Annotated in this window: 22 protein-coding genes and 1 pseudogene; 13 read left to right on the top strand and 10 right to left on the bottom strand. The window is 63.0% G+C overall.

Going from position 1 to position 25,396, the window contains the following annotated elements:
- Together FME68_RS13045 and FME68_RS07980 are read left to right on the top strand one after the other, a co-directional pair.
- Positions 1 to 581, top strand: a pseudogene (locus FME68_RS13045) (hypothetical protein); the annotation flags it as partial.
- A gap of 209 nt (positions 582 to 790) precedes the next feature.
- On the top strand, positions 791 to 1,651 hold the full coding sequence (locus FME68_RS07980; RefSeq protein ID WP_158397119.1) for a class F sortase: 861 nt from the start codon (positions 791 to 793) through the stop codon (positions 1,649 to 1,651).
- 47 nt (positions 1,652 to 1,698) lie between these two features.
- On the opposite strand, the gene FME68_RS07985 is transcribed toward FME68_RS07980, so the two are convergent.
- Together FME68_RS07985 and FME68_RS07990 are read right to left on the bottom strand one after the other, a co-directional pair.
- Positions 1,699 to 2,526: a PRD domain-containing protein gene (locus tag FME68_RS07985; RefSeq protein WP_328287779.1), complete on the bottom strand. Its 828-nt coding sequence runs from the start codon at positions 2,524 to 2,526 to the stop codon at positions 1,699 to 1,701.
- Positions 2,527 to 2,641: 115 nt separating this feature from the next.
- Positions 2,642 to 4,756, bottom strand: a complete 2,115-nt coding sequence (locus FME68_RS07990; RefSeq protein WP_158397121.1) for a glucose PTS transporter subunit IIA — start codon at positions 4,754 to 4,756, stop codon at positions 2,642 to 2,644.
- Positions 4,757 to 5,109: 353 nt separating this feature from the next.
- Here FME68_RS07990 and pta point away from each other — a divergent pair, with 353 nt between their 5' ends.
- A complete protein-coding gene (gene pta, locus FME68_RS07995; protein WP_071409514.1) occupies positions 5,110 to 6,474 on the top strand; it encodes a phosphate acetyltransferase in 1,365 nt (454 codons plus the stop codon).
- Entirely contained in the window at positions 6,475 to 7,695 is a 1,221-nt protein-coding gene (locus FME68_RS08000; RefSeq protein WP_070821373.1) for an acetate kinase, read from the top strand.
- A gap of 40 nt (positions 7,696 to 7,735) precedes the next feature.
- On the opposite strand, the gene FME68_RS08005 is transcribed toward FME68_RS08000, so the two are convergent.
- Genes FME68_RS08005 through FME68_RS08015 form a run of 3 tightly spaced genes read right to left on the bottom strand, consistent with a single transcriptional unit; the run spans position 7,736 to position 12,749 of the window.
- The gene (locus FME68_RS08005; RefSeq protein ID WP_158397124.1) at positions 7,736 to 10,369 is read right to left on the bottom strand and encodes a serine/threonine protein kinase; all 2,634 of its coding nucleotides are present in this window, start codon (positions 10,367 to 10,369) and stop codon (positions 7,736 to 7,738) included.
- Positions 10,369 to 11,460 carry a glutamate ABC transporter substrate-binding protein gene (locus FME68_RS08010; RefSeq protein ID WP_158397126.1) on the bottom strand — a complete coding sequence of 364 codons (1,092 nt, stop codon included), beginning with the start codon at positions 11,458 to 11,460 and terminating at the stop codon, positions 10,369 to 10,371. The genes FME68_RS08005 and FME68_RS08010 overlap by 1 nt, the downstream gene beginning before the upstream one ends.
- Positions 11,460 to 12,749, bottom strand: coding sequence for a GlnX family signal transduction membrane protein (locus FME68_RS08015; RefSeq protein WP_500683224.1), 1,290 nt, complete (start codon positions 12,747 to 12,749; stop codon positions 11,460 to 11,462). The genes FME68_RS08010 and FME68_RS08015 overlap by 1 nt, the downstream gene beginning before the upstream one ends.
- A 230-nt stretch (positions 12,750 to 12,979) precedes the next feature.
- Here FME68_RS08015 and FME68_RS08020 point away from each other — a divergent pair, with 230 nt between their 5' ends.
- From FME68_RS08020 to FME68_RS08045, 6 genes are read left to right on the top strand one after another with little or no spacing between them, the layout of a single operon-like run.
- On the top strand, positions 12,980 to 13,468 hold the full coding sequence (locus FME68_RS08020) for an NUDIX domain-containing protein (protein WP_158397128.1): 489 nt from the start codon (positions 12,980 to 12,982) through the stop codon (positions 13,466 to 13,468).
- 51 nt (positions 13,469 to 13,519) lie between these two features.
- Positions 13,520 to 14,458: an ABC transporter ATP-binding protein gene (locus tag FME68_RS08025; RefSeq protein WP_070516158.1), complete on the top strand. Its 939-nt coding sequence runs from the start codon at positions 13,520 to 13,522 to the stop codon at positions 14,456 to 14,458.
- Complete coding sequence (locus FME68_RS08030) at positions 14,458 to 15,222, top strand: ABC transporter permease (protein ID WP_046647168.1); 765 nt, start codon at positions 14,458 to 14,460, stop codon at positions 15,220 to 15,222. Before FME68_RS08025 ends, FME68_RS08030 begins: the two co-directional genes overlap by 1 nt.
- Positions 15,219 to 16,394, top strand: a complete 1,176-nt coding sequence (locus FME68_RS08035; protein ID WP_328287780.1) for a multidrug effflux MFS transporter — start codon at positions 15,219 to 15,221, stop codon at positions 16,392 to 16,394. Before FME68_RS08030 ends, FME68_RS08035 begins: the two co-directional genes overlap by 4 nt.
- A gap of 52 nt (positions 16,395 to 16,446) precedes the next feature.
- Positions 16,447 to 17,796: an AAA family ATPase gene (locus FME68_RS08040; RefSeq protein ID WP_195914095.1), complete on the top strand. Its 1,350-nt coding sequence runs from the start codon at positions 16,447 to 16,449 to the stop codon at positions 17,794 to 17,796.
- On the top strand, positions 17,796 to 18,260 hold the full coding sequence (locus tag FME68_RS08045; protein ID WP_158397133.1) for a hypothetical protein: 465 nt from the start codon (positions 17,796 to 17,798) through the stop codon (positions 18,258 to 18,260). Before FME68_RS08040 ends, FME68_RS08045 begins: the two co-directional genes overlap by 1 nt.
- Positions 18,261 to 18,307: 47 nt before the next feature.
- Here FME68_RS08045 and FME68_RS08050 read toward each other — a convergent pair whose 3' ends face one another.
- Genes FME68_RS08050 through FME68_RS08065 form a run of 4 tightly spaced genes read right to left on the bottom strand, consistent with a single transcriptional unit; the run spans position 18,308 to position 22,205 of the window.
- On the bottom strand, positions 18,308 to 19,771 hold the full coding sequence (locus FME68_RS08050) for a phospholipase D-like domain-containing protein (protein WP_049154686.1): 1,464 nt from the start codon (positions 19,769 to 19,771) through the stop codon (positions 18,308 to 18,310).
- 6 nt (positions 19,772 to 19,777) lie between these two features.
- Complete coding sequence (locus tag FME68_RS08055; RefSeq protein ID WP_158397136.1) at positions 19,778 to 20,587, bottom strand: exodeoxyribonuclease III; 810 nt, start codon at positions 20,585 to 20,587, stop codon at positions 19,778 to 19,780.
- A 5-nt stretch (positions 20,588 to 20,592) separates the two neighbouring features.
- Positions 20,593 to 21,591, bottom strand: a complete 999-nt coding sequence (locus FME68_RS08060; RefSeq protein WP_158397139.1) for an N-acetylglutamate synthase, CG3035 family — start codon at positions 21,589 to 21,591, stop codon at positions 20,593 to 20,595.
- Entirely contained in the window at positions 21,591 to 22,205 is a 615-nt protein-coding gene (locus FME68_RS08065; RefSeq protein WP_070516170.1) for a peptide deformylase, read from the bottom strand. The genes FME68_RS08060 and FME68_RS08065 overlap by 1 nt, the downstream gene beginning before the upstream one ends.
- A gap of 16 nt (positions 22,206 to 22,221) precedes the next feature.
- Between FME68_RS08065 and FME68_RS08070 the strand changes: the two genes are divergently transcribed.
- Genes FME68_RS08070 through FME68_RS08080 form a run of 3 tightly spaced genes read left to right on the top strand, consistent with a single transcriptional unit; the run spans position 22,222 to position 24,452 of the window.
- Entirely contained in the window at positions 22,222 to 22,476 is a 255-nt protein-coding gene (locus FME68_RS08070; protein ID WP_070511158.1) for a DUF3263 domain-containing protein, read from the top strand.
- A gap of 26 nt (positions 22,477 to 22,502) precedes the next feature.
- The gene (locus tag FME68_RS08075) at positions 22,503 to 23,273 is read left to right on the top strand and encodes a LytR C-terminal domain-containing protein (protein WP_328287781.1); all 771 of its coding nucleotides are present in this window, start codon (positions 22,503 to 22,505) and stop codon (positions 23,271 to 23,273) included.
- A gap of 48 nt (positions 23,274 to 23,321) precedes the next feature.
- Positions 23,322 to 24,452 (top strand): glutamate--cysteine ligase, encoded by a 1,131-nt coding sequence (locus tag FME68_RS08080; RefSeq protein WP_328287782.1) that lies wholly within the window; start codon positions 23,322 to 23,324, stop codon positions 24,450 to 24,452.
- Positions 24,453 to 24,519: 67 nt separating this feature from the next.
- Here the strand turns inward: FME68_RS08080 and FME68_RS08085 are convergent, their stop codons facing one another.
- The gene (locus FME68_RS08085; RefSeq protein ID WP_230308945.1) at positions 24,520 to 25,395 is read right to left on the bottom strand and encodes a glycosyltransferase 87 family protein; all 876 of its coding nucleotides are present in this window, start codon (positions 25,393 to 25,395) and stop codon (positions 24,520 to 24,522) included.
- Position 25,396 lies beyond the last annotated feature (1 nt).

A 25,396-nucleotide genomic window follows, 5' to 3' on the forward strand; every position in this document is an offset into this window, starting at 1 on the left:
AGCCAACCAAGCCGACTGAGCCGACGAAGCCGACCAACCCGACCGAGCCAACCGAGCCGACCAAGCCAACCGAGCCGACCAAGCCAACCGAGCCGACGGAACCGACCGAGCCAACGAAGCCGACTGAGCCAACGAAGCCGACGGAACCGACGGAACCGACGGAACCGACCAAGCCGACTGAGACTCCGGATGACGGTGACGGTAAGGATAAGGACGACAACGATGGCAGCTCGAAGAAGTCTGACCTGCCGTGGTGGCTGCTGCTCATCCCGGGTCTGGGCCTCATCAAGCTCATCATCGATGGTGGCAACGGCGGTGACGGTGGACATGATGGTGGCCACGATGGCGACCACAACACTGAGGTCACCGAGGATGGCGGCCGTGGCAACAACCACGGTGAGCCGACCGAGGAGACCGGTGACAACACCGGCCGCGATGACCGCGAGGTCACCGTTCTGGACGCAACTCCGCCGGAGGACTCTGGTCAGCCGCTGCCGTCCAACGCAGAGCGCGTGGAGATCAAGCACGTACCTTCCGGTGCGACGAAGCTTGACCCAGGCATGAAGGACTTCATCAAGTAGTCCAGACGGCAACACCATCCCAGCCCTCACGGGTTGGGATTGGTAGGGGCAGAGAACAATGAGGACAATCCCCTCCAGGGTGTAAAACGCTGGAGGGGATTCGTCGTCTGATTTTTAGTCTATTGTTTAGAACGAATAACTAGAGCCAATATTTTTATAAGCTAAATCTCAGAAGCTAGAACGTAGAAGTTAGGAGCGAGGAATAGAAAATGACTGATGATGGTGAAAAGAACGGTATCCCGGAGTATCCCGGTGAATCCTCTGCACCTGAAGACCGCGCCAGCGAAGCGCAGCAGGTAGGCGATGAGAAGAAGAGCAACAAGAAGCTGCTCATCGGTATTGCAGCGCTCATCGCGATTATCTTGGTTATCGTACAGCTAGTGCTCTATGCGGGCCGCAGTGAAGACGATTCCGCGGAGACGAATGCGGCTGAGGAACAGACGTCAACCTCGCAGAGCGTTGAAGCTGAAGCGCCGACAACGAACAATGATCCCTTCGTGGATGACTCGGGTGAGCAGGAACACGAGGTAGAACCAGCACCGGGTGAGTTTCGGGGTTTTGGCGCGATGTCCTTGGGCATTAACGATGAGTTCGCGGCCGTGGACCCGATTCAGGTCACTGATACCGGCATGCTGATTCCCCCGCACGATGTACAGCGCTTGGGCTGGTACTCCGCGTCGGCAGTGCCGGGCGAGGCTGGTCCGGTGGGCTCCAGTGTTATTACCGGTCACATCAACTACCAAGGTCAGGGCACGGGCTTCGCAGAGAAGTTCACCACTATGGAGTTAGGCCAGGAATTTACTGTCTTCATCGATGGTGAGGAGCGTCGATTCCGCGTGACCGAGGCGCCGTACCGCCTGCAGAAGGGGGCGGGTTTCCCGGACGTGGTCAATGACACGCAGGGAGACAACCGCTTGGTCCTCATTACCTGTGGCGGCAAGTTTGTGGGTGGTCAGCTTGGCTACGAAGACAACATCATCACCGTGGCGGAGCCGGTGGCACCGGTGGAGGGTGCTGAGGCACCGGTAGATGGTGGCGTCGAGGCGCCTGCTGAGGCACCGGCGGCTTAAGCTGTCGCAGCGGCCTAAGCAGGTGTACTGCTTACGCCGCAGACTGCTTAGGCGGAGGCCTCCTGCAGGCGGGCAATATGTAGCGTCAGGTAGGAGACCTCATCGGGGGTTAGGGCGCTGTCGAGGCGCAGCTCAATAAGGTTGGCCACCATCTGGGCGGTCTCGACGGCATCGGGGTAGCGCGCGGAGATAGCGGTGGCTACTTGGCGGTCGTCAGAGTCGAGCTGCTGGTGCTCCGCCATGCGCACAAACAGGTAGCGCAGGTGCGTGATGAAGCGGGCGACGGAGATGTCCTCGCTGTTGAGTTCCGTGCCGTTGTGGGAGCCGATGACGGCCAGGATCTGCTGAATCAACCCCGTCATGCGGTAGGTGCCGGAAAGGTCTCCTACTGCGAAGCCGGCGTTGACCAGGTGCAGGGTAATGGCCACGGCTTCGTCGGCAGCCAGTGGTGTGTGTAGGCCTCTGTTGATGGCGGTGAGTAACTTCTGCGCGAGGCTAAAGTCCTCGGCGTAGAGGTGGCGGACCTCAGCCTCGAGGGGATAAGACACCGTGTTGCCGCGGCTGACAGCGCCGTGGATGTGATCCGCAATTGCCACGACCAGCGTGAGCTTGCTGCGTAGAGCCTCAGACATGTCCACGGAGTGCATGGCGTCGATAATCAGCTGCACGTACTCGCCGGGGATGCCGGCGATCATGGCGGCTAGGTGATCCGGGTCGCGGCCGGAGTCAGGAACGAAGACCTTCACCACCTTGGCCGGATCAACCTTAGTGCCAGGCTTTGCTTGGAAGCCGATGCCGCGGCCGGTGACAATGACGTCCTCCGCGCCGCGCCGTGCGAGCACGACGTTGTTATTGAACACTCGCAACAGTTGCACAAGGCACCTTTCTGGTTGAGGTGAAAACGACTAAAGCCGGCCACGATGGCGGATACATCGAGCCAGCTTAGTCAGGGTGCGCTAAAGGGGCGCTAAAGGTTCCCTAGGGGGTGCTTTAGCGGGTCGTGGTGATGACCGTATCGCCGGCGGAGGCGTGGTTGAGGCCAGCCGGGGTGACGGCGGCCAGTGCCTTGGTGTTGGTTACGGCCAGGACGATGGTGGTGTCGTAGCCGGCTTCGGTGACCTTGTCGAAGTCAACGGTGGCAAGCAGCTCGCCCTGCTTGACGGTATCGCCCTTCTTGACGGCTGGAGCGAAACCTTCGCCCTTCATCTTCACGGTGTTGATGCCGATGTGGACGAGGACCTCCACGCCGTCCTCAGTCTTGATGCCGTAGGCGTGGCCGGACTTCATGGCGCTGACGATCGTGCCGCTCACCGGGGAGTAAACGTCATTGCCCTCAGGGACGATGCCCACGCCATCACCCAGTGTTCCAGCAGAGAAGACCGGGTCATCGATCTCAGCCATCGGGACAACCTTGCCGGCAGCCGGGGAAGCAATGTCGGTGGTGGTGCCAGCGGCGGGCTCAGCAGCCTGGGCCGGGGCGTCTGCCTTCGTGGCGGTTGCGGTGGCAGCGCCAGCACCGGCGCCGGCAGTGGCGGTGGCTGCGGTTGCGGGGGCGTCGGCAAGCGCGGCGTTGTCAGCGTTGTCGGCGTTGTCGAGCTCGGCCTTCTCGGCGGCCTCGCGGGCGGCCTTGGCCTCAGCGCGCTCCTCCGGGGTGCGGTAGTCGGTGAAGAGGATGAGCAGGAAGGCCACGAAGAAGGCCACCGCAATAGAGATGGCGTACTTGGCCATCGGGGTGAAGACCGGGATGGTCAGCAGTGAGGTGAAGACGAAGGCATTCGTCGTGATGCCGTTGGAGCCCAGGGTCAGCAGGGCCACGGTCAGGCCGCCGGCGAAGCAGCCCACCAGCATGCGCGGGTAGATGCGCTTGTAGCGCAGGTGGATACCGTAAAGGGAAGGCTCGGAAATACCGCCCAGCAGGCCAGCCAGGAGTGCAGAGCCGGAGGTCTGGCGCATTACGGTGTCGCGGTCACGGATGGACAGGGCCAGCACACCAGCGGTAGCGCCGAAGCAGGCAAAGTTCCATGCGCCCATGGGGCCCTGGATGAAGTCGTAGCCCAAGGTCTGGATGTTGACCAGCATGAGGGCGTTGAGCGGCCAGTGCAGACCCAGCGGGACCAGGAACGGGTAGAGCATCGGGATGGCCAGAGCGAAGACGAACGGAGCGTTGTCATTGAGCCAAGACAGGCCAGCGCCAATGCCGTTACCGGCCCATACGCCGAAGGGTCCAATGATGAAGGCCGTTAGCGGGATGAGGAAAATCAGGGTCAGGAAGGGGACGAAGACCATGTGGACTGCGGACGGGATGAGCTTCTGGAAACCCTTGTAGAAGAGCGCTGCGACGGCGGCCATGATAAGCGGGACGAAGACATTTCCGCCGTAGTCCTGCAGCTGCATTGGCAGGCCGAAGATATCGATGGAGCACTGCTCAGCAGACAGCGTCTCGTTGGTCACGCATTGGACGGCTGGGTTGTCGGCGAGGCCGGTGAACTCCGGGGTGAACATCGCGAACATGACCGCAGCGGGGACCCAGGGGTCGATGCGCAGCTTCTTGCCGGCGTTATAGGCCACCATGACCGGCAGGAAGAAGAAGACGGAACGCCACATGGCGTCGACGAAAAGCCAGGATGCGGGCTTATCCTCAGCGCGGAAGTCGACGATGCCTAGCGCATCCAGCACTGCGGCGAAGGCAATAACTAGGGAGGCACCCAGCAGCACGCCCAGGATGGGGCGGAAGGAATCCGAGAGGTACTCGAAAAAGGTATCCATCCACGGCAGCTTGCCCTTGGCCTTGGAACGGGCAGCAGCCTTGACATCGTCATTGGAGCGGCCGGTAGACGCGCCGGCGTTCTTCATCTGCGGGAGAGCGTTGATCTCGTCATAGACCGTGGCCACGTCGCCGCCGATGACCACCTGGTAGTTGCGGCCACCCTGGGGCACAGCGCCCATGACCTTGGGGATAGATTCGAGTGCTTCCTTATCGGCTTTGGAGGCATCAGCCAGCTCGAAGCGCAAGCGCGTGGCACAGTGCGTGAAAGAGGTGATGTTCTCCGCTCCGCCGATGCCATCCAAGATGGCTTCGGCTGCCGAGCGAGTCTCTGTCGACATGAGAATCCTTTCGAGAGTAGGCAGGCACTGTGGCTAAAAACCACAAAAGACCTAGGCCACAATGGTTCATAGCGAACCATCCCCACACGGCTAAGAGTGGGGAGCCTAGGTCTTGCCCGAAGTAACAATCCTGGTTAGGACCCTACTCCGAAGTGATCACGAGGGGCAAGTTTCTGTGGGATACCGCACTCTATGGTGGTGCGGGGCGCTGGTGGCCTGCAACGTTGGGGATATGAAGCCTCGCTTTGGCGGCGCGAAGGGGTGCGTTCCCGTACTGTGAAAGTGTCGTAGTGTCACTGTGTGCCCAGTTTGTGAGCCCGGGTACACGCTTTCTAAGCAGAGAAAGGTTTCTCATGACCGCCAAGTCCTCACGGAATTCCGCCTTTATTAGCGTCATTGGGCGCGGCTTCGACGGATTGGACGTTGCTGCTGTGGCTCAGGAACTGGGGGCCACCTTCGCCCAGGTCGATGACCTGGGAACCACGCTCAGCGAGGTTCTGGAAAATGCCCCCGCGGGCAACCTGGTCCTCCAGGGCACCGGCGTCATGGATTTTGATGCCAAGGCCGCGGCCGCCCTGGGCCTGCCCTTTGTCCTGATTTCTAACGCGCCCGCCCGCGCGGCGGAGTTGGCGCTGGGCCACGCGCGCTCTGTGGGCGCTACGGTGGTCGGCGCGTTGACCGACGTTTCCTCGGTTCCCGGTGCGATTTCTTCCCTGGAGGAGATCGAGCCCTATATGTCCGCCGAGCTCTTCCAGAAGCAGCTGCTGGACCAGGCCCGCGAGGTCGGAGCGCACATCGTTTTGCCGGAGGGCGAGGATGACCGCATCCTTCAGGCCGCGGGTGAGCTCATCAAGGGCAAGGTGGCGAAGCTGACGATTCTGGGTGACGGGAACGTCGAGAAGCGCGCCCAGGAGCTCGGGATCGACCTGTCCGGTGTGGAAATCATCAACCACCTGGAATCCCCACTGGTGGAGGAGTTCGCCGCGGACTTCGCGGAGCTGCGCAAGAAGAAGGGCGTGACGCTGGAGCAGGCGCGCGAGACCATGCAGGACGTGTCCTACTTCGCCACGATGATGGTGCACAAGGGCTTGGCTGATGGCATGGTCTCCGGCGCGGCGCACACCACGGCGCACACCATTAAGCCTTCCTTCCAGATCATTAAGACCAAGCCGGAGGCTTCCGTGGTTTCCTCCATCTTCCTCATGGTGATGCCGGGCCGCTTGTGGGCCTTCGGCGACTGCGCGGTGAACCCAAACCCGACACCGGAGCAGCTCGGCGAGATCGCTATTGTCTCCGCGCAGACCGCCAAGCAGTTTGGCCTGGACCCGCGCGTGGCGCTGCTGTCCTACTCCACGGGTACTTCGGGCGCTGGCCCGGATGTGGAGAAGGTGGCGCAGGCCGTCGAGGCGGCCCGCGGTATCGATTCTTCCGTGGCGGTGGATGGTCCGCTGCAGTTCGACGCTGCCTGCGATCCAGGCGTGGCGGCCAAGAAGGCGCCCGACTCTGACGTTGCGGGTAAGGCCACAGTTTTCGTCTTCCCGGACTTGGAGGCCGGCAACATTGGCTACAAGACGGCGCAGCGCACCGGTGGTGCACTGGCGGTGGGCCCGATTCTGCAGGGCCTGAACAAGCCGGTCAATGACCTCTCGCGTGGCGCGACCGTTCCGGACATCATCAACACGGTGGCTATCACCGCGATCCAGGCAGGGGTGAAATAGATGGCGTACGTACTCGTTCTCAACTCGGGTTCCTCCTCGGTTAAGTTCCAGCTGGTGGACCCGGAAAGCTCGGCCACCGATACCCCGCTGGTCTCCGGCTTGGTGGAGCAGGTCGGCGAGCCGCAGGGTGCTGTGACCGTGAAGACGGGCGGTGAGGAATTCAAGGAAGAGCTGGAGATTCCCACCCACTCCTTCGGCCTGGACCGCGCGTTTAGCATCATGCATGAGCACGGCGTGGGCCCGACGGATGTGGAGGTCATCGCCGTGGGCCACCGCGTGGTGCACGGTGGACGCCTGTTCAGCGAGCCGCAGCTCATCGTGGACCAGATCGAGTCCATGATCGAGGACCTCATCCCGCTCGCGCCGCTGCACAACCCGGCGAACCTGGACGGCATCCGCGTGGCGCGCAAGCTCTTGCCGGAGATCCCGCACGTGGCGGTCTTCGATACGGCCTTCTTCAACCACATGCCGCCGGCGGCCGCACTCTACGCGATCAATAACGATGTGGCCTCGCAGTATGACATCCGCCGTTACGGTTTCCACGGCACCTCCCACGAGTTTGTCTCGCAGCAGGTGCCGAAGCTGCTGGACATGGACCCGGGGCACGTCCACCAGATCACGCTGCACTTGGGCAATGGTGCTTCGGCGGCGGCGATTCGCAACGGCCGCCCGATCGATACCTCGATGGGCCTGACCCCGCTGGCTGGTCTGGCCATGGGTACCCGTTCGGGCGATATCGATCCGGGTATCATCTTCCACCTCTCGCGTGAGGCAGGTATGTCCATCGATGAGATTGATGACTTGCTGAACAAGCGCTCCGGTGTGAAGGGCATTGCGGGTGTCAACGACTTCCGTGTGCTGCGCGAGCGCATTAACAACGAGGACCAGGACGCCTGGCTGGCCTACAACATCTACATCCACCAGCTGCGCCGCTTCATCGGCGCGTACATGATTGCGCTGGGCCGCGTGGATGCGATCACGTTTACCGCCGGCGTGGGTGAGAACGATACCGAGGTCCGCCAGGATTCGCTGTACAACCTGGACATGTACGGCATTGACTTCGATAAGGAAGCGAACCTGGTGCGCTCCAAGGAGCCGCGCATGATTTCGACCGCGGACTCCCAGGTCAAGGTCTTCGTGGTGCCGACCAACGAGGAGCTGGCGATCGCGCAGAAGTCCGCGGAGGTGGCCGCCATGGCTCGGGAGGCGGGGCTGTACTAAGCCGAGCGTCGGCTATGCCGCCGGCCGGTAGCGCTGGCGGCTAGAACATCGTGACTGGGCGGACCTTGTTGGCCAGGTCCACCAGCGCGTAGCGGTGGCGGGCGAAGGGGGCCTGGCGGGCCAGTGCCCGCAGGGTATCCGCCAGGCCGTAGCGCAGGCCGCGCTGGGTGAAGGGGAACTCGAAGAGATCGTTGGGGGAGGCCGCAGCATTGAGGTCTGATTCGCGCAGGAAGGTCAGCCCGGCGGAGATGACCGCGATCTTGATCTGCAAGAAGCGCGGCTCGTTCTGCGGAATCTCCTCCAAGCGGCGGGCGGCCCTGCGGATGCGGGACTCGGAGAGATCGTGGACGATGAGCTGCAAAACCGTGGTCAAGCGGGCCATGCGGTGGTGGCGCGAGGCGTTGGGGACCTTATCCAAGGTGGCCACGGCGAGCTCAACTTGGTGCTCGGCGCGCAGCTGGCGGGCCAAGCCGAAGGCGGAGGAGACAGTCGTCGGGTTCGTCGCCCACACGATGCCGTAGAGGCGCAGCGAGTTGAAACGCAGGTGGGCGGGGTCATCGGTGACGTGGTCCCAGATGCCGGGCTGATCCTCAAAAGCGTCATTGGGCAGATCCGCGAGCGAGGTGGTGAGGTTGGCGCAGGCGCGGGCAACGGAGGCGTCGATCAGCGCGGCCTCCGAAAAACCTAGCTGCTGCAGAATGAGCTCATTGACCGCGCCGATGGCCAGCTTGGGGGCGGCCTCACCAGGCAGCACGTCGAGGACGTGGGCGAAGTGGGCTTGGGCCTCGCGGTACTTATCCAAAAGCAGCTCGGTCACGCCGGAGTACCAGTGGAAACGCCAGTCCCTCCCCAGGCGGTCCTCGATGGAGTTCAGCCACTCGCGGGCCTGGCCGATGTAGCCCAAGTCAATCATGGAGCGCACCACGCCGAGCGGAATCTCCGCGGACTCCTCATATTCCGGCGCCTCCATGGCCTGGCGAAGTGTTTCCAGCGCTTCCTGCGGCTCCGTGTAGGAGGAACCTTGCAGCAGCGGGGCGCCGATGTCGGAGCGGACGATGAGCGGGATGGGCAGTGCGGAGACCACCTCGGGGGCGGTGATGCGGACGGTGCGGTCGATGCCGTCGATGAGCTGGTCCGTGCGGAAAACCAGGTGCTTCGTGCCGAAGGTCGTACGCTGCGGGGAGAACACCGAGTGCTGGGCCGGGTGCTGGATGCCATCGCGGAGCGCGATGACCTCGCGCAGGACGCCGAAGAGCTGGTCGCGCAGCTCGGAGACCGACGCAAAGCGCTGCTGTGGGTCCGGATCTGTGGCGCGCAAGAGCAGGCGATAGAAGGAGAGGTAGCGGCGCAGCAGCGGCTCCTCCGTGGGGGAAGGCAGGCCGGGCTTGTAGACGCCATCCTCCACCGGCAGCTTCAGCGTCAGGCAGGCCAGTGTGCGGCCGATGGTGTAAATATCACTGGCCACCGAGGGGCCCTGCGTGGCGATTTCCGGGGCCTGAAAACCCTGTGTGCCGTAGATGTGACCGAAGGCGCCGATGCCGGAGACCGCGCCCAGATCGATGAGCTTGACCTGGTCCTCGGTGACGATGATGTTGGAGGGCTTCAAGTCGTTGTAGACCACGCCGCGGGCATGGAGGTAATCCAAGGCGGGCAGGATTTCGAGGATATAGGCAATCGCCGTGTCGACCGGGAAGCGGTCAGTGGCCTGGTCGTTGCGGCGCTGCTTCAGTGAGGGGCCGCCGACGTACTCCATGACGATGAAGCCACCGGGCACGCGGGGGTCATCGATGAAGTTGAAAATCTTCACGATATTCGGGTGCGTGATGTCCGCGAGGAACTCACGCTCCGCCTCCGCGGTGGCGGTCTCCTCGGCGGAGTTGGTGGATTGCATGCCCTTGAGCACCACGATGCGCCCGGAGACGAAGTGGTCGTTGGCCAGGTAAATCCAGCCCAGCCCGCCATGCGCGAGCACGCCCAAGATCTCGTACTGGCCGGCCACCATGTCACCCGGCTTGAGCTGCGGTGGGGCGGCACGGGGCGCGTCCTTGGGATCGATGAGCGCGTCGCGCGGGTTGCCCGGGACAACGAAGGGCAAGGTGGCCATGCCATCGGCCACTTCGCGGTCGGTGCGCTTGGTGCTGCGGCGCTGGCGGAACGTATCGAGCGCGCGGCGCCGCGAGGCTTGCGAGGGGTCCTCTGCTTTGCGGCGATCACGCAGCTGCCCCAGCTCCTCGATGAGCGCGGCGATATTGTCCGAGTCGACGTACTCGCCATCGTCGGGTTGGCCCGTCGCCGTGCCGCTCGTGCCCATGCGATTCGCGGGGGAGAGGCGGGCACCGGTGGCGGCCTCGTAGTCATCGTCATCGTCGTCCGCGAAGGGATCAAAGGGCACGGCGGCGGTGCGGTCGGAGGCTTCGGCGTCGGCGGCGCCGGCAGCTGTTGTTCCCGCGCTGTGCGAATCTGTTGGGGAGACGCTGAGGTGGTGGTCCTCCGAATAGTCGTCATCGTCATCCGCGAAGGGATCGAAGCGCACGGCTTGGGTGGCGTCGATGGTGGCGTCGTTAGAGGCGTCGTTGGAGGCGGGGCGGTCAGCGGTAGTGGCGGCGTCGTTAGTGTCCTCGTGCTCTTCAGGCGTGAGGTGATCGAGCTCATCCTCGGTGAAGCGGTGCGACATTATTGCCCCTCCTTCTTCTCGCCGGGCTGGTCCTTGGCTGTGGAGCTCGGCTGTGATTCCTCTACAGGCGGAGTCTCGTTGAGGTACTCCGGTTCTGGGAGCACGGGCTGCTCCATGTAATTCCCCAGCCAGGTATTGAAGAGCTCCTGCCAGGTGCCGTCGCGGCGGATGCGCTCCAGCGTGGAGTTGATCTGGCGGATGAGCGGGCGCGAGTCATAGGAGGCATCGGGCTTGCGCACGGCCACGCCATAGCTCTGGCTTTCCAAAGGATCGCCGACGATCTCGGTGTATTTATCCTGCGCCAGCATGCCGGATAGCAGGGCGTCATCCACGACGATGCCATCTGTCTGGCCCAGCTGCAGCGCCATGAGGCAATCGCCCCAGGCGCGGGTCTCCAAAATATCGGAAGACGGCGAGTGTTTGCGTATCGCGTCCACCATGGTGGATCCTTTCGCCGCGCACAACGTTAGCCCGGCGGCCTCCGCGATGGAATGGATGCCCGAGTTCTTCAGCACCAGCAACCGCGCATCCGTCTGCATATACGGAATGGAGAAGGCCACTTCGCGCTGGCGCTCGGGGCTAATCGTCATGGTGCGGATGACCATGTCCACCGTGCGATCATTCAGTGCACGAGCGCGGTCGGAGGCCTCCACGAAGCGGAAGTCCACCTTGTTGGGATCCCCGAAGATATCGCGGGCGATTTCGCGGGCGATATCGACCTCGAATCCGCGGACCTCGCCGCTGGCGGTATCGCGGTAGCTGAGCAGGTTATTGGAGCGGTCCACGCCCACGATGAGCCGGCCGCGTGCCAGGATGTTGGGCACGCGCTCCTCCGGCTTCTTATCGTCCGGGCGGTAGGAGCCGTAAACGTCCGCGGTGCTTTGCTTGGACACCTCTCCCGTGCCGGCGGGTTCGATGATGGCGTCCTCCGGCAGCGGCGGCCCCGGGGTGGAGTTGAGATCCGCGCTGGAGGGCAGGATCGGATCCGGCGTGCTGGGCGGCTCCGGCTCGCAGGCGCTGAGTGCCACGGCGGCGCTGAGCAGCAGCACGGCCGCAGTGGCGTGCTGGCGGTGGTCGGTTCGGCGGCGCATCACAGGTACTCCTGCAGGCGGGGGCGGATACCCAGCCACACGGCGATAATCGCGCCGAACGTGGCTAGGAGGACGCCGGTAGACACCATGGTCATGGCATTGAGACCCTGAACCAGGTAGGTGCGCATGGCGTCGCGGGCTTGGTCGATGAGCGCGGCCAGGGAGTTATCCACGGCATTGAAGGCGCTGGCGGCGGTCGGATCACCATCCGGATCGATGGCGGTGGCTTGGTAGAGCGCGGCGTCGTAATGGCCCATGGAGAGATCCTCCATGAAAGCATCGTGGGTGGTTTCCCAATCCTCCAAGGCCTCCTTGGCGCGAGGAATCAAGGAAGGATCGGAGGAGGGGAAGTCGTCGTCGTCAAGCGCCTGCTCATAGTCCCGCAGGGCCCGGTCCACGGAGTACACCGTGGAGTTAAAGTGCACGGACATGTCCTGTTGGGAGGAGCGCAGGACCAGCGCCAGGGTCTCGGAGGTGCGCATCTGCTGGGCCTCAATGCGCGAGGCGGTCAGCGAATCCCAGGGGCGCGACACCGTCTCGAAGCCTTGGTGGCCGGACGCCCACGTGGCGAAGTTGGAGCCAGCGGCCCACACCAGCGCCAGGAACAACAGTCCCGTGGCCACCACGAAACCGCGGTTGAAGCGGCGGCGGGTCAGCCGCCACAGCCACCACTGCGCCAAGCCGAGGAAAATGATCGCCGCGACCAGGCCCGAAAGCGGCACCCACTGCGGGCGGGTTAGGCGCTGCTGTTGCTGGGTCACCTTCGCCGAGGTCAGGGTGAACAGCTCCGCAGCGGCGGGAAGAATCTGGGTGCGCATGAGCGCCGAGGCATTGGACATGTAGGAGTTCGCCACGGCGTGGCCCGCACGGTGATTGACGCGGGCCTTTTCCACCAGGGCGGTGTAGACCGGCAGCTTGCGCTGGATAAACGTGACGAGCTCGCGCACGCGTTCATCTTCGGCGGAGGTGCCGACAATGGCCTGCGTGGCGGCGACGGAGGCGGCGTCGATGGCCTCGTTATAGCGGTCGCGGTTATCCTCCGGCTCCACGCCTGCCTGGACGAAGCCGGTGGTGGCGACGGTATCGGCCAAAGACAGGTTGGTGTAGAGGTGGTGCGCCGCGTTGGACATCGGCTCGGTGGAGGCCAGCAGTGTGTCCAGATCATCGTGGCGCGCGGCCGAGGAGGAGGACATGGAAAAGCCGGCTGCCGCGAGCGCTACGGTGAGAATTAAGGTAACCGTAAACAGCTTGCCGGGAGTGGTGATGGCGAAGCTATAGAGGCGCCGAATGACCGCGCGGGGCCGGCGAAGGAGCTCATCGCCAGCTGAGTGGGGCGGCTAAAAACTGGCGCGGAGGGCTCGGTGACGTCATCGAGCCAATGATCGCCCCATGATTCGGGGGAGTGCTCGCGCAGTTCGGTGGCCGGGCCGGTCATTCCCTTAGGATAGCGCTCTCGTGCGCCTCGCGCGATGATTTCGGGGGCGTTGGCGCGGGGAGTTTGTCGCGTATCGTGTAAGGCATGTGTGCACGCGTTAACCCAGAACTTTCCGGTGATGGCTGGTCGAAGGGCCCGGGCGGGGTGCCGGTGTGGGGCAAGTTTGGAGCAGCTGGTCTCTTCCTCGTGGCGGGGGATGATGTACTGCTCCAGCATCGCGCGACGTGGACGAATAACGGCGGGACCTGGGGAATCCCGGGCGGGGCGCGGGATAAGCCGGAGTCGCCGGAGCAGGCCGCGCTGCGGGAGACGGAGGAGGAAACCGGAATCTCGCCGGCAGACGTCGAGGTGCTGGATGCCGTCGTCACTGCCGGGCCTTTTTCGGAAGGCTGGACCTATACCACGGTGTTGGCCCGGACGGTTTCGGGGCAGCGCTTGGCCACGACTGCCAACGAGGAATCCGCCGAGCTGCGCTGGGTGCCGTTTGGCCAGGTAGAAGAGTTGGAGCTCTTGAAGCCCTTCCGGGAGGCGCTACCGGGGCTGCTGGGACGCTGGGAGGAACTCACCAGCTGATATAGGAGCTGATACAGGCGGCGGGCAGGAACCTGTGGCACTCTGTAGAGCATGATTGAAGTAGCCGGACTGACCAAACAGTACAAGTCTGTCCGCGCCGTCGATGACCTCACCTTTCAAGTAGAGCCGGGCCAAGTGACCGGCTTTCTGGGGCCCAACGGCGCTGGAAAATCAACGACGATGCGCATGATCCTGGGCTTGGACAAGCCCACCGCTGGCACCGCCCTGGTGCACGGCAAGCCCTACCGCGAGCTGAAGAACCCGCTGCGCGAGGTGGGCGCGCTTCTCGACGCCAAAGCGGTCCACGCCAACCGCACCGCCGCCAACCACCTGCTGTGGATGGCGCAGGCTAACGGTATTCCCACCTCCCGCGTCGATGAGGTTCTGGGCCTAGTGGGGCTGGCTGATGTCGCTGGCAAGAAGGCCGGCGGCTTCTCCCTCGGTATGGGTCAGCGCCTCGGCCTGGCTGCCGCACTGCTGGGGGATCCGGGCGTGCTGATCCTGGACGAGCCGGTCAATGGCCTCGATCCGGAAGGTATTCGCTGGGTGCGCTCGCTCGTGCGGGCGCTGGCGGCAGAAGGCCGCACGGTGCTCATCTCCTCCCACCTGCTGGCGGAGATGGCGCAGACGGCGGACCACCTAGTCGTCATTGGCCGCGGCAGGCTCTTGGCCAATCAGCGCACCTATGACTTTGTGAAGGAAAACTCCAGTGCTTCGGTTGTGGTGCGTTCGGAGCACCTGCGCGAGTTCGGCTCGGCGCTCAAGGAGGCTGGAGTGACCTTCCGCGAGTCGGTCGATGAAGAACAGCGCCCGACGCTGGTGATCCCTCACCAGACCACAGACTACGTGGGCAAGCTGGCCTATTCCACGGGAGTGCCGCTGACGGAATTGACCCTCCACCGCGCCTCACTGGAGGAGGCTTATGTGGCCATGACGGATCGCGCGGTGCAGTACCAAGCGGAGGCACCGCAGAAAGGGGCCCAGCTCTAATGTTTTTCAACACTGTTCACGCGGAGTGGACGAAGCTGCGCACGACGAAGTCCTTCTGGTGGACCACGGCGCTCATCTTCCTCATCGTGACCGGCTGGACGCTGCTGAACTCGCTCAACGCGGGGGAGGCGGTGCTGGGTATTAGCCCGCTGCAGCCGCGGAGCTTGGCCTCCATTCTCCTGCTCATGGGCGTGCCGATCATGATGATCCAGGGCGCGATGATGGTGACCACGGAGTACCGCTACAAGACGCAATCCCTCACGTTCTTGGCCAACCCGAATCGCTGGAGCGTAGCCTGCGCCAAGCTTGTGGTGTATGGCGTGATTGCGGCTGTCATTGCCTTCTTAGGCTTGGTGTACATCTTCGTGTTGGCGGATCTCACGGCAAACGAATCCGCGGCGGAGGCCTTCCAGCCTTTCTCCAGCGACGACGGCAAGCACATGCTGTGGGCCTTCCCCATCGCGGCCTTTGGCGCGGTGCTCTTCGTGCAGGGTCTGGGTCTGCTGCTGCGGCAGACCGCCGGCACGGTGGCGATTTCTCTCATCTTGTACATGGGTCTGGAAAACTTGGTGCGCCTGCTCCCGGTGGTGGGAGACAAGGTCATCCACTTCATGCCGTTTACCGCCTTCCAGAACTGGGCGTTGGACTACGTGGATGAGAACGCCCCGTGGAGCTCGATTGGCTTTGAGGCCCTCGTCTTCTTCGGCTGGGCTGGTGTGCTGTGGATCCTGGGCGTTATCGTGCTGGAGCAGCGCGACGCGTGATCCCTTTTCCGCTTCTGGCGACGTTGGCGCTGTTGTCCGCAACAGCGCCCTTCGCTACTGATATGTACTTGCCGGTGATGCCGGAGATCGTCGCCGATCTGGGCACCACCCGGGCCATGGTGCAGTTGACCATTTCGGGCTTCTTCGTCGGCATGGGCATGGGCCAACTCGTCATGGGCCCGCTGTCTGATGCCATCGGGCGCAAGCGCCTCCTTGTCGCCGGCGCCTTTCTCGCTCTGCTGGCTTCCGTGTTAGCGGCGATGGCCCCGACGGCCTCGGTGCTCGTCGTGGCCCGCGTGCTGCAGGGCCTCGGCGGCGGTGCGTGCGTGGTGCTCTCCCGCGCGGTGGTCCCGGACCTCGTGCATGGTGCCGCGGCGGCGAAAGCCTATTCACTGCTCATGGCGCTCCAAGGTATCGCTCCTGCGGTAGCCCCGGTACTGGGCGGCATCCTGGCGGAGCCGCTGGGCTGGCGCGGCATTTTTTGGGTGCTTGCCGGGCTGCATGCGGTGCAGTTGGTCCTGGCCATCGCTATCGTCCCGGAAACTGCGGGCGGCCGCTCTCGCGATGGGTTGCTGCGCACGGTGGCGGGCAATTACTGGGCGGTGCTGACTAACGCCCGGGTCTGGGGCTACCTGGTGACCATGGCCTTCGGCTTCTGTTCGATGTTTTGCTACATCTCCGCCTCGGCGTTTGTGGTGCAGGACCAGTGGGGATTCTCACCGTTGGGCTATTCGATGGTCTTCGGCATCAACTCCGTGGGCCTCTTCGCGGCCACGTTGATTAACTCGCGCGCGATGGATTCGGTCTCCCCGGCGGTCATGCTGCGCACCGGCGTGACTGGCGTCTTCGCATGCGGGGTGCTCTTGTTGCTATCGGTGGTGCTCGGCGCCCCGGTGTGGGTCTGCCTCATTGTGCTTTTTGCTTGCGTGGCACCGACCGGCTTCATCATGGGCAACGCCACGGCGTTGGCCACGGGGTTGATGCGCCCGCGGGCGGGCAGCGTGTCCGCCATCATGGGCTTTGGCCAGTCCATGTTGGCCAGCGCCATCAGCCCGCTCATGGGCTGGGGCTCGAACGCCGCGTTGACCATGGCCATCGGCATGGTGTGCTGCAGCTTCATCTCGCTGTGCGGCCTCGTGGTATCCACGCGGCTGGCTCGTGGAGCTGCGTGAAGTTCAACAGATGTGCACAACGCAGAGAGCGTTCATGCGTATTATTGGCCGCATGGCTACCCCACGTCTCGCTGAGCTTCGCCTGAGCAAGTTCAAGTCCTTCCAAGATGCTGTATTGACTCTGCATCCAGTCACTTTTCTGACTGGCCTAAACAGTTCTGGAAAGTCGAATGCTTTGGATGGGCTGGAGGTTTTGTCCCGCTTGGCATCGGGGGCAGAACTAGGAGACGCACTTGATGGGCGCATGACCCAAACCGGCCCGATCCGAGGTGGCTCTCGTGGTTGCGCCCCGCATGGCACCGAGAGCTTTGAACTGGGCTGTACCGTTGAATCTGGGACAGATACGTACCGCTATGACGTCGAGGTTCAGGTGTATCCGGAGTTGCGTGTTGTCAAAGAAAGCCTCGTGGGTACCGGATATTCCGTAAAGAGCGGCACCCGCACTAGCGATGCAGAGTTGTTTAAGACCCAGCCGGCAGCAGACAACCGAGCTGGGATCTACACGTTAATTTTTAGCGGAAAGCGTGGGGCAAACCCCACCACACTCTTGCGTGACTCTCGCCTTATTTTGGGACAGATTAAAGCGGTGCTTGCGGGAAAGAACCGCGCGGAGAATTCGGTGTTGAAGGGGGCGTCGATTGTGTCCATGGCGCTTCGATCAGTGTTTCACCTCGATCCAGTCCCCAGCCTCATGCGGGATTACGTCCCAAAGAAGAGCACGCAGCTGAAGCGTAGCGGTGAGAACCTCTCGGCGGTGCTGTGGCAGTTGCACAAGGATTCCCCCAAGACTTTCCAAGAGCTAGGGCAGCTGGCCGCTCACGTGACTGGAGTGGATTCCACACTGGACTTTATTGACTCGCCGTTGGACGAAGTCATGCTGACCCTCGTGGAACACTTCGAAGATGGAAAGCAAGAAAGAACGCCTGCTCGTGAAATGAGCGATGGCCTCCTCCGATTCCTCGCAATTGCAACGGCGCTTAAAACTGCGCCCAAGGACTTGGATATCGAACAGCCACTTGAACTTGGTGATGACGTAGAGAACCCAGTAGCTCAAATTGTCGTCGAAGAAATGGAAAACGGGCTCCACCCTTCGCAGGCGCAAAGAGTTATGCAGATGCTTAGCGAATCCGCACGCAAACATGACTCGCAGGTTCTTGTCACGACCCACAGTCCTGCCATCTTGGACCAGATTTCTGGGGAGAAAAACGGTCAGGTAGCAGTGTGCTACCGGGATAGCAGAACCGGGCAAAGCGAGCTCTCGCCTTTGGTGGAGTTACCGGATTTCGTGGAATCCATTTCCAAGCACAGCTTGGGTGCTGCGGTCACCGCTGGTGAATTAGTCGATGACACCGAAACGCAGATTAGTTTCGAGAACATGAATCGGCTTTTTGGGATCGGCTGATGCGCGTTTACTTCATCGATACCTCTGTGCTGGATAACCTGCTTGCGATTCCTCACAAATGCCAAGCTAAAGAACAAGCCAAAATCGATTTTGCGGAACGCCAAAGTGAGAACGCGAAGTTCATCCTGCCGATTACCGCGGTGATTGAAACCGGAAATCACATTGCGCAGCTTCCGCAGGGCGACGTGAGGCGCAATATTGCGGAAAAATTTTCCCAGATGCTAGAGCTGACCGCCCATCAACAAGCCCCATGGATCCTGCATGGCTTTCAGTGGAACAAGGAGTTCATCACCGAGCTCGTCTCAAGGCACCGTGCGGGTCTATCAATGGTGGATATGATGACTCAGCAGGTTGGTGGCGGCGACCTTTGTATTCTGACTGAGCGCGAGCTGTATAAGCGCGCCACCGGAATTACCGCAGAAGTGTGGACGTACGATGCGGCGCTGGGTGCATATTCTGGATAGGTCATGCCCAATCAAGGGCGAGGCACATCGAGCTCGCGGGCGTGCTCCTACTGCAGCGCTGAAGTCAGGCGCATGACGTTGTCCACGTAGCGGCGCAGCACGCCGCGCTCGTTCCACTCTTCGAGGGTGAGCTCGTGGCAGACCTTCTTGTAGTTGGTGGCCAGCTGGGTGAAATCCTCGATGAGGTCGCCCTTGGCCACCAGCATGGTCGATTCATAGTTGAGGCCGAAGGAACGCATATCCATGTTGGAAGACCCGAACATACACAGCGGTTCGCGCTCCGGCAGGCCCGGGTCCGCCAGGATGAACTTGGAGTGCAGCACGAAGGGCTCGGGGAATTGGAAGATCCGCACTCCCGCCTCCAAGAGTGCCTGGTAGTAGGAGGACTGCGCGTGGTGCACCATGAACTGGTCCGCCTTCGCGGATACCAGGAGCTCCACCTCGACGTCGCGGTAGCAGGCGGTGGTCACCGCCTCCAAGAGGGACTCATCCGGAATGAAGTAGGGCGAGCAGAGAATGAGCTTTTCCTTGGCGTGGTGCACCACCGAATTGAACATGCGCAGGTTGGGTTCCGTGGTGTAGCCGGGGCCGGAGGGCACCAGCTGAAGGTGGTTGGAGTCCGCCGTCATGGCGTCGTCATAGGGCTGCATGTCCAAGGACAGCTGCTCCTCTGATTCCAGATACCAATCCACCGCGAACACCGCGGCGAGCGAAGTGACCACCGGTCCGGTCATCTCGACCATGTAGTCGATCCATGCGCGGTCCTTGGTCTTGTATTCACGCTTGATCATGTTCATCGAGCCCAAGAAGCCAGTATGACCATCAATAACCACGATCTTGCGGTGATTACGCAGATCCGGGCGGCGGAAACGTCCCTTATGCAGCTGCAGCGGAAGCATGAGCCGCCAGTCGACGTCAATCTCGGTGAGGCGCTTGCCCAGCGTGAAGTAGCCCTTGTACTTCAGGCTACCGATCTGGTCCAGCAGCAGTTTGACCTCCACGCCGCGCTCGCGGGCGCGCGCCAAGGACTGGAAGAAAACATCGGTCACCTCATCCCAAGACTGGATGTAGATCTCAATGAGCACGTATTTCTCAGCCCGGTCCACGGCCCGCGCCATCGCCAAGATGGCCTCCTCATAGGAGGCGTGGAGGCCCTTGTTGTGCCCGATGAGGGCCGGGTGCCCGGTGAGGTTGCGGTTGAGCTGGATGAGGGATTCCACCTCCGGGGAAAGCCGCCCGGAGGGATGGTTGGGGGTGGAGGCGGTGACGTCGTTTAGCAGCGCATTGGCTTCTTGCTGAATGCGGTGGCGGCGGCGGTTGATGTAGGGCGAACCCATGAGCAAGAACAGCGGCAGCCCCACGATGGGAAGCACAAGAATGGCCAGCAGCCAGGCGGTAGAGCTGGAGGGGCGGCGGCCCTCGGGGACCACGCCGATGGCGATGATCTTGATGCCATAGTCAATAACCAGCAGCACGAGCTGCCAGACGGAGAGATCGACGTTCACGTTCATGGCAGGCTAGCGCACCGACGCGAAATCGGGGACATCGAAATCTGCGATCAGCGGCACGTGGTCGGAAGTCTTGTCACCGGCGCGCTCCACCATGTCCACCTGGGCGCCCTGGACGAGACGCGCTAGTGGCTCGCTGGCTAGCTGGAAGTCGATGCGCATGCCCTCGTTCTTCTGGAAGCGCAGGGACTTGTAATCAAAGTAGGTCCAGCGCTCTTCTTCGGTGAAACGGCGCGTGACCTCCTGCAGCCCGGCCTCCTCCAGCATTTGAAAAGCCGCGCGCTCGGGCTCGGTAACGTGCGTCTTGCCGCGGAAAAGAGAGATGTCCCAGACGTCCTCATCCCGCGGAGCAATGTTGAAATCGCCCGTGAGCAGTAGTTTCGACTGCACGCGGGTTTCCACATAGCGTGCCAAGGAGTAGAGAAAGTCCAGCTTGTAATCAAAGTGCCGGTCCGTAATCTCACGGCCATTGGGAACATAGAGGGACCAAATCTCAATCCCGCGGATGCGGGCTGAGACCGCCCGGGCCTCGCGCTTTTGCTCCTTGGCGGGGTCCTTGTGGAAACCCGGCTGAGCAGGGAAGAAGGTCTGGACCTCCTCCGGTTCTTCCTTGGATAGGATGGCCACGCCATTCCACTGGTTCAGGCCGTGGCAGGTGACGTGGTAGCCGGCCTCCTCGAAAGGCTCGCGGGGGAACTTCGCATCCGCCACCTTGGTTTCTTGCAGGCAGAGCACGTCGATGTCGTGTTTGGCCAGCAAGTCCACCGCGCGCTGGGCGCGGGTGCGGACGGAGTTGATGTTCCAGGTAGCGATGCGCATGTGGTTTAGGGTACTTGAGGCAGGCGACGGGCGTAACGGTGGCGGTGCTGCTCGAGGAACCCGAGCTTCTCATAGAGCCGGATCCCAGCCGTGTTTCCTGCCACGACCTGCAGGTAGGCCTTCTCCGCACCCTGGGACTTGCCCCAGGCCAGCATGTGCGCGCCCAGCGCGGTTCCCAGTCCCTTGCGGCGCCAACCTTCGGCGACCTCCACGGCGGAATAGCCCAGCCACACGGTGCCGTCACCGGATTCGGTCAGCGTGCCCCGCGTAATCGCGATGGTCTCACCCGTCGGGGCGAGCAGGCGCCCAAAGCCCATCGTTCCGTCGATGCGGCTGCGCAGGTACTCCAGCGCCAGCGGCGGGAGCGCCTGGCCGCGGAAGTGGTAGAGGTCGAGCCACTCGGAATCGGGCTGCTTGTCGATACGGAAGCTGACATCCCCCGGGGCAGGGAGATCTGCCAAATCGCGCACCATCACGAGGATCTCCGGTTCGAGCTCCCAGGCTTCGGGTTCGGCCGCCAGCAGCTTCTCCGCGGAGGCACCGATGCGCTCCGGAATGGCCAGGCACACGGGCAGATCGTGACGGGCATAAAACGCTTCGATCTCTTCCATCGGCACCGGGAGGAAACCCGCGGAAGGGCCGAGCGGCACCGCCGAATTGGAGCGGCCCGTCACGCCATCGCCCGCGCGCATGAGCCACTGCCCATCGGAGGTCCACGTGTGCTCCTTGCCCGGGAAAGCCGCGGCGGTGGCCACCTCGACGGCGCGGATATCGGAGTTGCGCACCGTGCGCGGGGAGAGGCGCTTAATAATCTTGAGCTGCTCCGGCGGAATCTCCACCGCGTCGAGCGAAGACGGGTAGCCGCCGACCTCTTGCGGCCGGATGAGCAGTGGATCCAGGCTGAGCACGTGGCCGATGACATCGCTGTACACGCCGTCGAAATCGCGCCGGGCCACGACGCGCTCGCCCACGGAGACGTCATCGGATCGGAAGATGCGGGACATTAGTCGTCGTGCCCGAAGGGGTCCTCGTCCTCGCCCGGCAGCCAGGTAAGCCCGGCCTCGGTCCACCCGTTGCGCTTGATGACCTTCTTGGCCTGGCGCTTGTAGCGGCCGGTGAGCACGTCGGTGTAGACGAAGCCGTCGAGGTGGCCGGTTTCGTGCTGCAGCATGCGCGCGAAGAAGCCGTAGCCCTCGATGGAGATGTCCTCGCCCTTCTCGTTCTTGCCGGTCACGCGGGCCCAGTCGGCGCGGCCGGTGGGGAAACCCTCGCCGGGGACGGAGAGGCAGCCCTCGTCCTCGGAGCCGTCGTCAGCCGGCATGGTCTCCGGGATCTCGGAGGTTTCCAGCACCGGGTTGATAACGCAGCCGCGGCGCATGCCGCCGTCGGGAAGCTCGGTGCCATTGGGACCGTCGGTGTCGGGGCAATGGTAGACAAAGAGGCGCTTGTTCACGCCGATCTGGTTAGCGGCCAGCCCAACTCCGTGCGCGGCGTCCATGGTTTCGTGCATGTCCGCGATGAGCTCCTGTAGCTCAGGAGAGTCGATGGCTTCGGTGACCGGCTCGGTGGGATTGTGGAGGACCGGGTCGCCGTGGATAACGATGGGACGAATAGTCATGGCATACAGTCTAAGCATGCACTCCCTGTCAGACCTAGACGCCGCGATTTTGGAGTTCGAGTCCCACGCCCCGCGCGATATCGGCGCCAAGGAGGAGGCCATCCGCACGCAGCTGGACATCACTCCGGTGCGCTATCACCAGCGCCTCAACGTGCTCCTGGATGACCCCGCAGCGCACGCCTCCTACCCGCTGTTGGTCACCCGTCTGCGCCGGCTTCGCGACGTCCGCGACGACGTCCGGCGCGCCGCACGCGATAATGCCCCAGACTGAGCGAATCAGATACTAAAGTTGCCAATGTGACTAATGTGAATCCGGAAAACTCTGCCTCGTCCGCTGACCACGCGCGCCACGCCGCCGATTCTGACGCGGCTGCCGCCCCGGCCGCCGCTGCCGCTCCTGCGAGCAAGCTCCCCCTGCGCGGGCTCGCCATGGTGCTCATCGCCGTTGCCGTCATGCTCGGCATGTGGGCGCTCTATGCCATGACCTCTGATGATTCCGAGGACACCGCGCAGAACGCGCCGGCAGGCAACGATGCTGTCGTGTCCGGCCCCGCGACTGGCGGCGCCGAGGGCGACGCTGCTGCCGCCGGTGGCGCGGAAGGAGCGGCGGACAAGAACCGCGAGGAGTCGGATGCTGCCGGTGCTGACGCCGAGGCTGGCGCAGACGGCGATGCTGAAGCCGAGCGTGACGCTGCCCGCGACGACAACGCTGAGGAGGGCGCTGCCGCAGGTAGCCCCGACCGTGCCCAGGCGGAGATCCCCGTCAACGTCTACAACAACTCCGGTCGCGCCAACTTCGCTGCCGATGAGGCCGAGCGCCTGAAGTCCCAACACTTCCACATCGCTGAGGTGGGCAATATCAGCGGTGATGTCCTCGTCGCTCCGAAGACCACCGTCTACTTCCCAGAGGGCGATGCGGCCGCCGAGAGCCTCGCCAAGGAAGTTGCCGCCCAGTACTACGGTGCTAACGTGCCGGCGGAAGCGATTGCCCCGTACCCGGCCGAGCTGACCGGGGACTACACCAAGGGCGATGCCGTCGTGGTTGTCCTCGCGGTTCCTCAAGCCTAGGGAATAAAATCTTATTAAATTCATCCGCCCGACGGATAGGATGAATGGGTGAATATTCCGGAAGAGAACTTCGCCCGCTCGCCCGAGCCCACGCTGGGTGTTGAGTGGGAAGTTGCCCTCGTTGATCCAGCGACCTGGGATCTCGTGCCACGCGGCGCTGAACTCATCGACCGCGTGCGCGCTGCTCATCCCGACATCCACCTGGAAAAGGAATTCCTCCAAAACACGGTGGAGCTGGTAACCGGGGTGTGCCGGACGGTGCCGGAGGCGATGGGGGACCTGCGGGCGTCGCTCAGCGCCGTGCGTGAGGCGGCCGACCCCTTGGGCGTGCGCCTGTGGGCCTCGGGCGGGCACCCCTTCACGGACTTCCGGCAAAACCCCGTCTCCAACAAGGAGAGTTACTCCGAAATCATCAACCGCACCCAGTATTGGGGGCAGCAGATGCTGCTGTGGGGCACGCACGTGCACGTCGGCATCAGCCACGAGGACCGCGTGTGGCCCATCATTAATGCGCTGATGACGAAGTACCCTCATCTGCTGGCTATTTCCGCCTGCTCGCCGGGGTGGGAGGGGCTCGATACCGGCTATGCCTCCAACCGTACGATACTCTACCAGCAGCTGCCTACCGCGGGCATGCCCTACCAGTTTGAGAACTGGGAGCAGTGGAAGTCCTACATGCGGGACCAGGCCATTTCGGGCGTCATCAACCACACGGGCTCGATGCACTTCGACGTCCGCCCGGCCTCCAAGTGGGGCACGGTGGAGGTGCGGATTTCCGACGCCGCCTCCAACCTCCGCGAGCTCTCCGCCATCGTGGCGCTGACACACTGCCTCGTGGTGCACTATGACCGCATGATCGACGCCGGCGAAACGCTGCCCACGCTGCAGCCGTGGCACGTGGCGGAGAACAAGTGGCGCGGCGCGCGCTATGGCATGGACGCGCTGGTCATCACCTCGCGCGAGACCGATGAACGCTGGATCAAGGATGAGCTGGCGGATCTCTTGGTGGAGCTGGCTCCGCTCTCGGAAGAGCTGGGCTGCGCCCGGGAGCTGCAGCTAGTGCAGGAGATCATCGATGGCGGGGCGGGTTATGAGCGCCAGCGCCGCTTGTACCAGGAGACCGGCAGCTGGCAGAAGGTGGTTGAGGCCACCGCGGATGAGATGGAGCGGCTGGCGTAAGTACCGAACGATCAATTAAGGCCCGCCGGGGTTTTCAGGGGCTTAATTGATCGAAACGTCCCCCTAGCTAGCTCTCCGCCACCGCGCGCTTGCGCGGCGCAATGAAGCCCCACACGGCGTAGACCACGATGAAGGCCAGGCAGGACAGCGTCCACAGCGAGGTTGCCCACGGCTGGAAGGATTCGATTGCGTCGAGGTTGGCCGAGGACATGGTGAACCACACGGGCACTGACATGAAGGGCAGCGAAAGCACGAACAAGGCCGCCACGGAGGCAAGCCCCGCGAGCTGCTCACCGCCCTTGCCGGACACACGCGAGCTCACCGCCTGGTTAACCGAGACGAAGACCATGACGATGAAGGGGATGGTCCACACGAAGTGGTGGTACCACGAGAAGGGGGAGACCAAGCAGGTGCTCAGGCCCGTCAGCGCGAACGCTGCCGAGCGGTTGCCGCGCAGGTAGGCGGTGCGCAGCGCCAGGCAGGTCAGCGCGAAGACCACGATGACCGCCAGGATCCACCAGATGCCACCGTCGATGCCGAGCTCGCGGAACATGAGCGAGCGCAGCGACTTCGCCCCGGGGTTGGCATGCTCGCCCACACGCGAGGAGTTGAACATGGCATCGGTCCAGAACACCATCGCATCAGGCACGAAGAGGAATCCGAGCACCACCGTGACGAGGAAGGTAATCACCGCACCCGCGGCAGCCCACCAGCGCTTCTCAAAGAGCAGGGCCAGGCCCATGTAGGCCGGGGTCAGCTTGATTCCGGCCGCCAGGCCAATGCCCACGCCCGGCAGGCGGCGCTTGATAGGCAGGAAGTCAAAGGCCACGAGCAACATGAGGAAGACGTTGACCTGCCCGTAGTACAGCGACCCGTGCATCGTCTCATTCGCCGGGGTCAGCGCGGTAAGCAGCACCGCGATGAGGACGGCCGCCGGGGTCATC

This window comes from Corynebacterium hiratae (genome assembly GCF_009708045.1).
GTDB classification, from domain to species: domain Bacteria; phylum Actinomycetota; class Actinomycetes; order Mycobacteriales; family Mycobacteriaceae; genus Corynebacterium; species Corynebacterium hiratae.

Bases quoted from the DNA above. Each gene is read 5' to 3' on its own strand.
- FME68_RS07980 (WP_158397119.1), top strand. From the start codon at position 791: ATGACTGATGATGGTGAAAAGAACGGTATCCCGGAGTATCCCGGTGAA.
- FME68_RS08055 (WP_158397136.1), bottom strand. From the start codon at position 20,587: ATGCGCATCGCTACCTGGAACATCAACTCCGTCCGCACCCGCGCCCAG.
- FME68_RS08045 (WP_158397133.1), top strand. From the start codon at position 17,796: ATGCGCGTTTACTTCATCGATACCTCTGTGCTGGATAACCTGCTTGCG.
- FME68_RS08060 (WP_158397139.1), bottom strand. From the start codon at position 21,591: ATGTCCCGCATCTTCCGATCCGATGACGTCTCCGTGGGCGAGCGCGTC.
- FME68_RS08050 (WP_049154686.1), bottom strand. From the start codon at position 19,771: ATGAACGTGAACGTCGATCTCTCCGTCTGGCAGCTCGTGCTGCTGGTT.
- FME68_RS08005 (WP_158397124.1), bottom strand. From the start codon at position 10,369: ATGTCGCACCGCTTCACCGAGGATGAGCTCGATCACCTCACGCCTGAA.
- FME68_RS08030 (WP_046647168.1), top strand. From the start codon at position 14,458: ATGTTTTTCAACACTGTTCACGCGGAGTGGACGAAGCTGCGCACGACG.
- pta (WP_071409514.1), top strand. From the start codon at position 5,110: ATGACCGCCAAGTCCTCACGGAATTCCGCCTTTATTAGCGTCATTGGG.
- FME68_RS08020 (WP_158397128.1), top strand. From the start codon at position 12,980: ATGTGTGCACGCGTTAACCCAGAACTTTCCGGTGATGGCTGGTCGAAG.
- FME68_RS08040 (WP_195914095.1), top strand. From the start codon at position 16,447: ATGGCTACCCCACGTCTCGCTGAGCTTCGCCTGAGCAAGTTCAAGTCC.
- FME68_RS08065 (WP_070516170.1), bottom strand. From the start codon at position 22,205: ATGACTATTCGTCCCATCGTTATCCACGGCGACCCGGTCCTCCACAAT.
- FME68_RS07990 (WP_158397121.1), bottom strand. From the start codon at position 4,756: ATGTCGACAGAGACTCGCTCGGCAGCCGAAGCCATCTTGGATGGCATC.
- FME68_RS08085 (WP_230308945.1), bottom strand. From the start codon at position 25,395: ATGACCCCGGCGGCCGTCCTCATCGCGGTGCTGCTTACCGCGCTGACC.
- FME68_RS08025 (WP_070516158.1), top strand. From the start codon at position 13,520: ATGATTGAAGTAGCCGGACTGACCAAACAGTACAAGTCTGTCCGCGCC.
- FME68_RS08010 (WP_158397126.1), bottom strand. From the start codon at position 11,460: ATGCGCCGCCGAACCGACCACCGCCAGCACGCCACTGCGGCCGTGCTG.
- FME68_RS08000 (WP_070821373.1), top strand. From the start codon at position 6,475: ATGGCGTACGTACTCGTTCTCAACTCGGGTTCCTCCTCGGTTAAGTTC.
- FME68_RS08070 (WP_070511158.1), top strand. From the start codon at position 22,222: ATGCACTCCCTGTCAGACCTAGACGCCGCGATTTTGGAGTTCGAGTCC.